Origin of the sequence: Streptomyces sp. NPDC060198 (genome assembly GCF_042728415.1) — a bacterium.
Classification (GTDB): Bacteria; Actinomycetota; Actinomycetes; order Streptomycetales; family Streptomycetaceae; genus Streptomyces.
The window spans coordinates 1-5561 of sequence record NZ_JBHWZJ010000423.1 but is presented as its reverse complement, the minus strand read 5'-3'; the positions used below and the strand labels follow the sequence as shown (position 1 = coordinate 5561).

5 protein-coding genes are annotated in these 5561 nt (G+C 71.7%); 3 read left to right on the top strand and 2 right to left on the bottom strand.

Annotated elements, in window-relative coordinates:
* Positions 1-45 precede the first annotated feature (45 nt).
* Positions 46-1542: an MFS transporter gene (locus tag ACFWEP_RS30805; RefSeq protein ID WP_387375008.1), complete on the bottom strand. Its 1497-nt coding sequence runs from the start codon at positions 1540-1542 to the stop codon at positions 46-48.
* A 115-nt stretch (positions 1543-1657) separates the two neighbouring features.
* On the opposite strand from ACFWEP_RS30805, the gene ACFWEP_RS30800 reads away from it, so the two are divergent.
* Both ACFWEP_RS30800 and ACFWEP_RS30795 read left to right on the top strand, forming a co-directional pair.
* On the top strand, positions 1658-2161 hold the full coding sequence (locus tag ACFWEP_RS30800; protein WP_387375006.1) for a MarR family winged helix-turn-helix transcriptional regulator: 504 nt from the start codon (positions 1658-1660) through the stop codon (positions 2159-2161).
* Between the two features lie 187 nt (positions 2162-2348).
* Positions 2349-2960: a nucleoside triphosphate pyrophosphatase gene (locus tag ACFWEP_RS30795; protein WP_387375004.1), complete on the top strand. Its 612-nt coding sequence runs from the start codon at positions 2349-2351 to the stop codon at positions 2958-2960.
* Here ACFWEP_RS30795 and ACFWEP_RS30790 read toward each other — a convergent pair.
* Entirely contained in the window at positions 2941-3393 is a 453-nt protein-coding gene (locus ACFWEP_RS30790) for a hypothetical protein (protein WP_387375002.1), read from the bottom strand. The genes ACFWEP_RS30795 and ACFWEP_RS30790 overlap by 20 nt on opposite strands.
* Positions 3394-3757: 364 nt before the next feature.
* Here ACFWEP_RS30790 and ACFWEP_RS30785 point away from each other — a divergent pair, with 364 nt between their 5' ends.
* Positions 3758-5509, top strand: coding sequence for an acetyl/propionyl/methylcrotonyl-CoA carboxylase subunit alpha (locus ACFWEP_RS30785; RefSeq protein WP_387375000.1), 1752 nt, complete (start codon positions 3758-3760; stop codon positions 5507-5509).
* The last annotated feature ends 52 nt before the right edge of the window (positions 5510-5561 follow it).

Below are 5561 nucleotides of genomic sequence, written 5' to 3'. Positions count from 1 at the left end.
CGTTCGGACCGGCCGGGGCCGCCGTACATGTCCCCCGGCCGGGCCTCAGCCGGCGAGCTGCCGCTCGGGACCGGAACCCTCGGCCGTCGCCCCGGGGGTGACGCCGTGCTGCTCCTCTTCGGGACGGCCCTTCCTGGGCAGCAGGAAGGTGCTCGCGAGGAAGACCACCAGCAGGCACGCCTGGACGATCAGCGCGCGGCGGAAGCCGCCGGTGAAGTCGCCGGCCTCGGCCCGGGCGAAGAACACCGAACCGAAGACCGCGACACCGACGGATCCGCCGATCGCCTGGACCGCCGACAGGACACCGGAGGCGGATCCGATCTCGTCGTCGTCGACCGCGGCCAGGATGAAGCTGAACAGGGCGGCGATCACCATGCCGGCTCCGACGCCGGCCACCGCCACGCCGGGAACGATCTCCCAGATCGAGAACGAGGCGGCGTCCAGGCCGTCGAGCTCGGACCGGAGCACGGCGGCGCCGGCCAACTGGACCAGCGGTCCGATCTGCAGCACCTTGCGGCCGATCCTGTCGGCGAGGAACGCGCCGCTGACGGCGCCGCCGATCGCGGTCCCCACCGCGAGGGGCAGATTGCCCAGTCCCGCCTCACCTGCGGTGAAATGCCGGCCGATCTGGAGGAACAGGGTCAGTACGAGCTGGGTGCCGACCAGTCCGCCGAAGAACAGGGCGATGCCGCCGAGTCCCACGGTGAAGGCCGGCTTGCGCAGCAGGCTCGGTGTCACCAGCGGCTCGCGGCCGGCGGCGGCGGTACGGCGCTGCTGAAGGGCGAAGAGGGCGAATCCGACCACCGAGGCGGCCATGGACACCCACGTCCACAGCGGCCAGCCCTCCTCCTGCCCCTGGTTGAGCGGCAGCACCAGCAGGGCGCAGGCGATCACGACCAGTGCGGCGCCGGCCGTGTCGACCCGAACCGTGCGGTCGCCCGCCTTCCTGGGCACGGACTTCGCGGCGACGATCAGCGCCACGATGCCGATGGGCAGGTTGACCAGGAACACCGACCGCCAGCCGAGGCCGAAGAAGTCGCCCTCGATGAGGAAGCCACCCAGGACGGGACCGATGATGCCGCCCAGGCCGAGGACGGGTCCGAAGATCGCGAAGACCTTGGTGAGCTCGGGACCGGAGAAGTTCTCCCGCAGCAGGCCCAGGCCCTGGGGCAGCAGTACGGCTCCCGCGGCGCCCTGCAACAGCCGGAAGGCGATCAGCGACCCGATGTCCGGCGCGACCGCGCACAGCAGGGAGCACGCGGTGAAGGCCGCGAGTCCGATCAGGAACATCCGGCGCCGGCCGTAGCGGTCGCCGAGCCGGCCACCGAGCACGAGCCCGGCACCCAGGGTGAGGGCGTAGCCGCCGATCACCCATTGGAGTCCGACGGAACCGGCACCGAGCGACTTCTCCAGGTCCGGTCCGGCGACGTTGACGATCGAGGCGTCCAGAAGATCCATGATCTCCGCGACGATCATCACCGCCAGGATCAGCCATCGGCAGGGCTCGGCCGCCCTGTCAGGGGCGGGGGACGGTTCGCGCACAAGATACCTCCATGGTGAAGTAATTCCATCATGAAGGTAAAGTGGTGGCGGTAGGTTGTCAAAGCGGAGCGGTCGTGCGGATCGCACGACAGGGGCGAAGGGCGGAGAGGCCGGCATGGAGGAAGCCGTGGGCGACGGCGTCGCGGAGCAGCGTGAGCGGCTGATGGAATCGCTGAGGAACTACGGCGGTCACTACGCCGAGCTCAGCCGGCGCTTCGCCGCCTGGCTGGGCCTGCACTCCACCGACGCCACCGCGGTCCTGGAGATCGCCGCCGCCGAGGAGCGCGGCACTCCCCTGTCACCTGCGCGGCTGAGCGAGCGCATCCCCCTCTCCACCGGCGCTACCACCGCACTCCTGAACCGCCTCGAATCGGCGGGGCACATCACCCGTGCCCGCGAGCACTCCGACCGGCGCGTCGTCACCCTGCGCAGCGGGGCACACATCCAGGAGAGGGCGGACGAGTTCTTCGGCCCGCTCGCCCAACGCCTCGACGCCACGATGTCGCATTACCCGCCCCAGTTCCTTGGACAGGTCGAAGCGTTCATGGCGGACCTGAACACCACCATGGACGGCCACTTGGCCGATCAGGACACGCGCCCCACCCGCTCGCACCCCTGACTACCGGACTCCTCGACGACCGGAACCCCTGACCGGCTCGCCCCGCCGCCCGCCCGCGCCCTCACCGCCACGCCGCCTCCGCGAGCCCCGGTCGCGGGCAGCGCGAGGAGCCCCGGCACCCCGCGCCCGCCGTACGGAGTCGTCGGCACCGGGAAGCGGGGCGGCCCGGACCGGGAGGCGACCTACGATGGCCCGCATGACTGCTCAGCGCCGGCTCGTGCTCGCCTCCGCCTCCCCCGCCCGTCTCGGCCTGCTGCGGCAGGCGGGCTTCGCCCCCGAGAAGATCGTCAGCGGGGTGGACGAGGACGCGCTCTCGGCACCGACCCCGGGCGAGCTGGCGCTGGTCCTGGCGCGGGCGAAGGCCGACGCCGTGGCGGCGCTCCCGCAGGCCGCCGACGCCCTGGTGGTGGGGTGCGATTCGGTGCTCGACCTGGACGGGGAGGCGCTGGGCAAACCCGCCGACGCCGAGGAGGCCACCGCCCGCTGGAAGGCGATGCGGGGCCGCGCCGGGGTGCTGCGTACCGGCCACAGCGTGATCGACACCGCGAGCGGGCGCACCGCGTCCGCGACCGCGTCCACGGTCGTCCGCTTCGGCGAGCCCACCGACGCCGAGATCGCCGCCTACGTCGCCACGGGCGAACCGCTCCACGTCGCGGGGGCGTTCACCCTGGACGGCCTCTCGGGCCCGTTCGTCGACTCCATCGAGGGCGACCACTCCAACGTGATCGGGCTCTCCTTGCCGCTGCTCCGCCGACTCCTCGGCGAACTGGGCGTATCCGTCACGGAGTTGTGGGACTGACCACCGGCGGCGCCGGGGTCGCCCGGGCTGCGGGGTCCCGGCGCCCGGGGGCGTACCCGATCAGGGTGCCGACGAGCAGGGCCAGCGCGACCATCAGGCAGGCGAAGGCGTACCAGCCGACCAGGCCGACCGCGAGGGCGCCGAGCACCCCGTGCGCGACGGCGGTGAGGATCAGCGCGAACCGGCCCGCCCGGCCCGGGGAGCGGTCGCGCACCGCGGCGATCAGCGCGACAACGGCGACGGCCACCAGCAGCGCGGCCGAGACGCCGCCCATCACCCAGGCGCCGGTGCTCATGGCCCCGGGTTCCAGGCCGGCCAGCGACATGTTCTGCCTGTCCGCCACCGTGGCGAGGATCGTGTTCACGATCGCCACGCCCACGGCCTCGGCGAGGAGAACGAGCGCGGTCACGACGGCCACCGGTCTGCGCACCATGGCGCCACCCCCTGTTACCCATAGTTACAACCGACACCGCGGACCCTACTAACCGGTAATCATCTGGACAAGGGGCCGCGCGCGTCCGGCGGTGTTCGGTCGTGCGGCAAAGAAAATCATCACCCGTTCGTGGGGACCCGACAAAGAAAAGCCACCGGTCGTTGCGCCTACGGACAGAGACCTGGACCACACCTCGTGGCTACTGTGCGGTTGAGGATCGCGGCGTACCGTGGTCCGACAAGGGATTTTGCGACTCCGGAAGCCTCGGAATCACGCTCCGTGTGGGCAAGCTCACCCATGGGGACGGGTCGTACGGCCGTGTTGGTAGTCCCTAAACTCAGCTTGTTCCTAGGAGGGAGTCATCGTGCGCAAGGTGCTCATCGCCAACCGTGGCGAAATCGCTGTCCGCGTCGCTCGGGCCTGCCGGGACGCAGGGATCGCCAGCGTCGCCGTCTACGCCGATCCGGACCGGGACGCTCTGCACGTCCGCGCGGCCGACGAGGCGTTCGCTCTGGGCGGTGACACCCCGGCGACCAGCTATCTGGACATCGCCAAGGTGCTGCGCGCCGCGGCCGACTCGGGCGCCGACGCGATCCACCCGGGGTACGGATTCCTGTCCGAGAACGCGGAGTTCGCGCAGGCGGTGCTGGACGCCGGGCTGACCTGGATCGGCCCGCCGCCGCAGGCGATCCGCGACCTCGGTGACAAGGTCGCCGCCCGGCACATCGCGCAGCGCGCCGGTGCCCCGCTCGTAGCCGGCACCCCGGACCCGGTCTCCGGTTCCGACGAGGTCGTGGCGTTCGCGCGGGAGCACGGTCTGCCCATCGCCATCAAGGCCGCCTTCGGCGGTGGCGGACGCGGTCTGAAGGTCGCCCGCACCCTCGAAGAAGTGCCGGAACTGTACGACTCGGCCGTCCGCGAGGCAGTCGCGGCGTTCGGCCGGGGCGAGTGCTTCGTCGAGCGTTACCTCGACAAGCCGCGCCACGTCGAGACCCAGTGCCTCGCGGACCAGCACGGCAACGTCGTCGTCGTCTCCACCCGCGACTGCTCGCTCCAGCGCCGCCACCAGAAGCTGGTCGAGGAGGCCCCTGCCCCCTTCCTCTCCGAGGAGCAGAACGCCCAGCTGTACGCCGCGTCGAAGGCGATCCTGAAGGAGGCCGGCTACGTCGGCGCCGGCACGGTCGAGTTCCTCGTCGGCACGGACGGCACGATCTCCTTCCTGGAGGTCAACACCCGTCTCCAGGTGGAGCACCCGGTCACCGAAGAGGTCACCGGCCTCGACCTGGTCCGCGAGATGTTCCGGATCGCCGACGGCGAGGAGCTGGGGTACGGCGACCCGGCGGTGCGCGGTCACTCCTTCGAGTTCCGCATCAACGGCGAGGACCCGGGCCGGGGCTTCCTGCCCGCCCCGGGCACCGTCACCACCTTCGACGCCCCGACCGGCCCCGGCGTCCGGCTCGACGCCGGTGTCGAGTCCGGCAGCGTCATCGGCCCCGCCTGGGACTCGCTCCTGGCCAAGCTGATCGTCACCGGCGCCACCCGCGAGCAGGCGCTCCAACGCGCCGCCCGCGCGCTCGGCGAGTTCACCGTCGAGGGCATGGCCACGGCCATCCCGTTCCACCGCGCGGTGGTGGTGGACCCGGCGTTCACCTCGGACCCGTTCAGCATCCACACCCGCTGGATCGAGACCGAGTTCGTCAACGAGATCAAGCCCTTCACCACGCCCGCCGAGGCGGACGAGGACGAGGGCAACCGGGAGATCGTCGTCGTCGAGGTCGGCGGCCGGCGCCTGGAGGTCTCGCTGCCCTCGTCGCTCGGCATGAGCCTCGCCCGTACGGGCCTGGCGGCCGGTGCGAAGCCGAAGCGCCGCGCGGCGAAGAAGGCCGGCTCCGCGGCCTCGGGCGACACCCTCGCCTCCCCCATGCAGGGCACCATCGTCAAGGTGGCCGTGGAGGAGGGCCAGGAGGTCAAGGAGGGCGACCTCATCGTCGTCCTGGAGGCCATGAAGATGGAGCAGCCCCTCAACGCGCACCGCTCCGGCACGGTCAAGGGCCTGACCGCCGAGGTCGGCAGCTCGCTGTCCTCCGGTGCCGCGATCTGCGAGATCAAGAGCTGACCTGCGGGCCTGCCCTCGGGCTCTTCCGCCGGGGCCCCGCCCGGTCCGTACG

Bases quoted from the DNA above. Each gene is read 5' to 3' on its own strand.
- ACFWEP_RS30800 (WP_387375006.1), top strand. From the start codon at position 1,658: ATGGAGGAAGCCGTGGGCGACGGCGTCGCGGAGCAGCGTGAGCGGCTG.
- ACFWEP_RS30795 (WP_387375004.1), top strand. From the start codon at position 2,349: ATGGCCCGCATGACTGCTCAGCGCCGGCTCGTGCTCGCCTCCGCCTCC.
- ACFWEP_RS30790 (WP_387375002.1), bottom strand. From the start codon at position 3,393: ATGGTGCGCAGACCGGTGGCCGTCGTGACCGCGCTCGTTCTCCTCGCC.